The 4,284-nt window shown below is 70.4% G+C and carries 5 protein-coding genes; 3 read left to right on the top strand and 2 right to left on the bottom strand.

Annotation, left to right across the window (positions count from 1 at the left end):
* Positions 1–153 precede the first annotated feature (153 nt).
* Complete coding sequence (locus AB0M52_RS31340) at positions 154–759, bottom strand: histidine phosphatase family protein (RefSeq protein WP_363961183.1); 606 nt, start codon at positions 757–759, stop codon at positions 154–156.
* A gap of 155 nt (positions 760–914) precedes the next feature.
* On the opposite strand from AB0M52_RS31340, the gene AB0M52_RS31335 reads away from it, so the two are divergent.
* Positions 915–1,109, top strand: a complete 195-nt coding sequence (locus tag AB0M52_RS31335) for a CsbD family protein (RefSeq protein WP_363961181.1) — start codon at positions 915–917, stop codon at positions 1,107–1,109.
* Positions 1,110–1,209: 100 nt separating this feature from the next.
* Here the strand turns inward: AB0M52_RS31335 and AB0M52_RS31330 are convergent, their stop codons facing one another.
* Positions 1,210–2,616 (bottom strand): lysine 2,3-aminomutase, encoded by a 1,407-nt coding sequence (locus tag AB0M52_RS31330; RefSeq protein WP_363961179.1) that lies wholly within the window; start codon positions 2,614–2,616, stop codon positions 1,210–1,212.
* Positions 2,617–2,785: 169 nt separating this feature from the next.
* On the opposite strand from AB0M52_RS31330, the gene AB0M52_RS31325 reads away from it, so the two are divergent.
* A complete protein-coding gene (locus AB0M52_RS31325; RefSeq protein ID WP_363961185.1) occupies positions 2,786–3,835 on the top strand; it encodes a zinc-binding alcohol dehydrogenase in 1,050 nt (349 codons plus the stop codon).
* Between the two features lie 7 nt (positions 3,836–3,842).
* On the top strand, positions 3,843–4,284 hold a 442-nt coding region (locus tag AB0M52_RS31320; protein ID WP_363961177.1), incomplete at its 3' end, for an amidohydrolase family protein.

The raw sequence follows: 4,284 nt of genomic DNA, 5'->3' as shown, positions 1-4,284 counted from the left end.
GTCGAGCAGGTGCAGGACGCCGCGGTCGAGGTGGATGGTGACGCGTCGGCCTGCGAGGTGGTAGCCGATGGGGTGTTGCCGGCCGGCGAGGCTGAAACCGGAGCCGGGCGTTTGTGTTGGCTGTTCCTCCGGCCGTGACCCGGCGGTCGAAGATCAGTGCCGAGCCGTCGATTCGGTGTCGGCTGGTGGGGGAGTTGGCTGGTTCCACCGGAGGATGACCCGCCGCCCGTGCTCGTGGCCGAGCAGGCTGAGGGTGGCGGTGTCCAGGCGGAGCAGCCCGCCGGCCGAGGGCGGCAGACCGATCCACCGGGCACCCAGCACGCGCAGCGAGTGTGCGTGTCCGACCAGGGCGACGGAACCCCGGTCCAGCAGCGGATGCAGCCGGGTGAGCAGGCGGTCGAGGCGCTCGCCGACCTCGCTGGGGGATTCCCCGCCCGGGCACCCGTCGGTCCACACGTTCCAACTCGGATGCTCGGCGTGGATCTCGGCGGTGGTGCGTCCCTCGTACGCACCGTAGTTCCATTCGACCAGGTCCTCGTCGGTGTCGCTGACGGTCAGCCCGGCCAGTTGCGCGGTATTCAGCGCCCGCTTGCGCGGGCTGGTCAGCACTGCGGCGAACCGCTGGTCGGCGAGGGCGGGGCCGAGCATGCGGGCCTGGCGCTCACCGTCGGGGGTCAGCTCCAGGTCGGTGTACGAGGTGTGTCGGCGGCTGGCGCTCCAGGTGGTCTCACCGTGCCGGATCAGCAGGATCTGTCCCATCCGTCCAGTTAACCAGCCCGGCGACAACCCCGATCACCTAGCTTCCTAGGACGCGATACGCGATGTGACCGCTGGCGCAGGTTTTGACCCACGAGTCAGGGGGACACCGAAAGAGAGGGGCTGACTCGCCCCGCCGGCGGAGCAGAGGAGGCGACATGAGCTTCACCGACAAGGCCAAGAACAAGGTCGAGCAGATGAGCGGCGCCGCCAAGGAGCGCATCGGCGACATGACCGACAACGAGCGGATGCGGGCCGAGGGCGCCACCGAGCAGAGTGAGGCGCGGGCGCGGCAGGCCGGCGAGAACATGAAGTCCGCTGGGCGCAACGCCAAGGACGCCTTCAACCGGTGACCGCCACAGCTACGCGTGGCGGTCACCGGTCGTCACGTAGGCGGCGGCCCCGGTGCATTCCTGCACCGGGGCCGCAACTTGGGAAGAGGTGGCGCCGAGGTCAGTCGTCGCGGTGGGTCTGCCACCACTGCTGGCCTGCCTCCGGCAGGGTGTCGATCGGGTCGTAGTAGGCGTAGCGCTTGCTGAGCGCCTCCAGGTCGGCGGACTCGATGGAGGTGCGGTAGTTCTTCGTCCAGTAGGAGATGCCGCGCTCACGGTCGTACTCGGTGATCATGTGGACCCAACGCTTGCCGACGAAGGGCACGTCGCAGACGATCCGTGGGGTGGCGTAGCCGGGCAGGTAGCCCATGATGTCGTGCTGGAGCTGCTGGGCGTGCCAGACCGGGACCCGCCAGTGCTCGGCGTTGGGGATCATGTCGCACATGTAGAAGTAGTAGGGCAGGATGCCGGCCTCGCCCTGTAGCGCGAAGCAGAGGTCGAGCAGATCGGTGCTGGTGGCGTTCACTCCGCGCATGAGTACGCCCTGGTTGCGTACGTCGCGTACGCCGACGTCGAGGGCGGTCTGGGCGGCCTTGGCGACCAGCGGGGTGATCGACTGGGCGTGGTTGACGTGGGTGTGGATGGCCAGGTTGACCCCGCGCCGGGCGGCGGTGCGGGCGACCCGTTCGAGGCCCTCGACGACGTCGGGCTGGAGCCAGTGCTGGGGCAGACCCATGAGGGCCTTGGTGGCGAGCCGGATGTCGCGGATGGTCTCGATCTCCAGCAGTCGCATCAGGTACGACTCGAGGTTGCGCCAGGGCACGTTCGCCACGTCACCGCCGGAGACGACGACGTCGCGGACGCCGGGGTGGGCCTTCAGGTAGTTGATGTGCGCGTCGTACCGGTCGACCGGCTTGAGGGTGAGCTTGAGCTTGTCGACGGCGGGGGTGGAGTTGCCGACCAGGTCCATCCGGGTGCAGTGCCCGCAGTACTGCGGGCAGGTGGACAGCAGCTCGGCGAGCACCTTGGTGGGGTAGCGGTGGGTGAGGCCCTCGGCGACCCACATGTCGTGTTCGTGCAGCGAGTCGCGGCTGGCGTACGGGTGTGACGGCCAGTCGGTGCGCCGGTCGGAGGCGACCGGGATCATGTAGCGCCGGATCGGGTCGGCGAGGAACGCCTCGGTGGTCAGCGGGGCGAATGGCACCATCGTGTTGATCATCTGCGGCGGTACCAGCATCGACATGGTCGCCAGGGCGCGCTGGTCGGCTTCGAGGTCGGCGTAGAAGCTTTCGTCGACGGTGTCCCCGAGCACGGTGCGCAGCTGTTTGATGTTCTTGACGCAGTTGACGCGCTGCCACTGGGCGTTCTCCCACTGGTCGCGGGTGACGTGGCGCCAGCCGGGGAAGCGGGTCCAGTCGGGTTCGACGAGCGGGTTGCGGCGGTATTCGTACGGCTGGCCGGTGAGCGTGGCTTCGGGGGCCGGCTGCGGTGCCGGGATGGTCTGCACCGGCGGTTGGGTCTGGGTCACGGCCCCTCCTCTGGCTTGGTGGGTGATCGGCCGACCTGGGTGATCGGCGGGCCGAAGGCTACTGGAAAATATCCGGTGAAGAAATTAGTCTGCCGGAAGTTTTCCCGCCACGCGAGTCCAGGTCAGGGCTTCAGGCGGCCGAGAGGGGGAGGTCGGCGTGACGTCACCGGTGGGTCTGCACCGCGTCGTGGAACCGGCGGGGGTGCTGCCACAGGCCGCCTGGCGGTTGGACGCGCGGCAGGAGATCGCGCCCAACGAGGTGCGCATCCGGGTCGAGCGGCTGAATCTGGACGCGGCGAGTTTCCGGCAGCTGTGGGAGAAGCACGGTGGCGACGGCGACGCGGTGCGGGCCGATGTCCTCGAGATCATCTCCAACCGGGGGAAGATGCAGAACCCGGTGACCGGGTCGGGCGGCATGCTGATCGGCACGGTCGAGGAGGCCGGCCGTCGTTCCCCGCTGGGGCTCAAGCCTGGTGAGCGGGTTGCCACGCTGGTGTCGCTGACGCTCACCCCGCTGGTGGTGACCGACGGGCTGGCCCGCTGGGACGGGCGTAGCGAGCAGGTGCCCTGCGACGGGTGGGCGATTCTGTTCGCCCGGTCGATCGCGGCGGTGCTGCCGGAGGACCTGGATCCGCAGCTGTCCCTGGCGGTGCTGGACGTGTGCGGGGCGCCGGCGCTGACCGCCCGGGTGGTGTCGCGGTACGTGGCTGAGCGGGCGGCGCAGCCGCAGGCCCGACCGGTCACGGTGGCGGTGATCGGCGGTGCGGGCAAGAGTGGCTCGTTGTCGCTGGCTGCCGCGCGGCGGGCGGGGGCGGGTCGTACGGTCGGGGTGGTGCCGGTGGCCGCCGAGCGGGACGCGCTGGTGGCGGCGGGTCTGGCTGACGCGGTGGCGCTGGCCGACGCTCGGGATCCGGTGGCGTTGTCCACGGCGGTGACCTCGGCGCTGGGGGTGCCGGCGGACGTGACCGTGGTCTGTGTGGACGTGCCGGGCTGTGAGCACGGGGCGGTGCTGGCGACCGCGGACGGCGGTACGGTGATCTTTTTCTCGATGGCGACGAGTTTCGCGGCGGCGGCGCTGGGGGCGGAGGGCCTGGCGGCGGACGTGACGATGCTGGTCGGTAACGGGTACGTGCCGGGGCACGCGGAGCTGGCGTTGGGGTTGCTGCGCGGCGAGCCGGGGGTGCGTGGGCTGTTCGAGGCCCGGCTGGCGGCAGACTGAGGTCATGATGAACAACCCCTCGACGTTGTACCGCGGTGGAGTGTTGCACTGCCCGGCGGTTCCGTCCGCGACGGCGCTGCTGGTCCGGGACGGGCGGATCGCCTGGTTGGGTGCTGATTCGGAGGCGCCGGCCGCGGACCGGGTGGTGGAGCTGGATGGGGCGCTGGTGACGCCGGCGTTCGTGGACGCGCACGTGCATGTCAGTGACACCGGGTTGGCGTTGTCGGGGCTGGACCTGTCCGGGGTGCGGTCGGCCGGGGAGCTGCTGGACGCGGTGGCGGCGTTCGCGGCCGGGCTGCCGGCGGACGCGGTGGTGCTGGGGCACGGCTGGGACGAGTCGACGTGGCCGGTGCCGCAGCCGCCGGGGGCGGCGGAGCTGGGGCGGGCGGCTGGTGGCCGGCGGGTGTATCTGTCGCAGGCGTCGATCCATTCGGCGTTGGTGTCGTCGG

This window comes from Micromonospora sp. NPDC051296, assembly GCF_040682255.1.
In the GTDB taxonomy this organism is placed as follows: Bacteria; Actinomycetota; Actinomycetes; order Mycobacteriales; family Micromonosporaceae; genus Micromonospora; species Micromonospora craterilacus.
This window is presented reverse-complemented; position numbering and strand designations above follow the sequence as displayed.

Bases quoted from the DNA above. Each gene is read 5' to 3' on its own strand.
- AB0M52_RS31340 (WP_363961183.1), bottom strand. From the start codon at position 759: ATGGGACAGATCCTGCTGATCCGGCACGGTGAGACCACCTGGAGCGCC.
- AB0M52_RS31335 (WP_363961181.1), top strand. From the start codon at position 915: ATGAGCTTCACCGACAAGGCCAAGAACAAGGTCGAGCAGATGAGCGGC.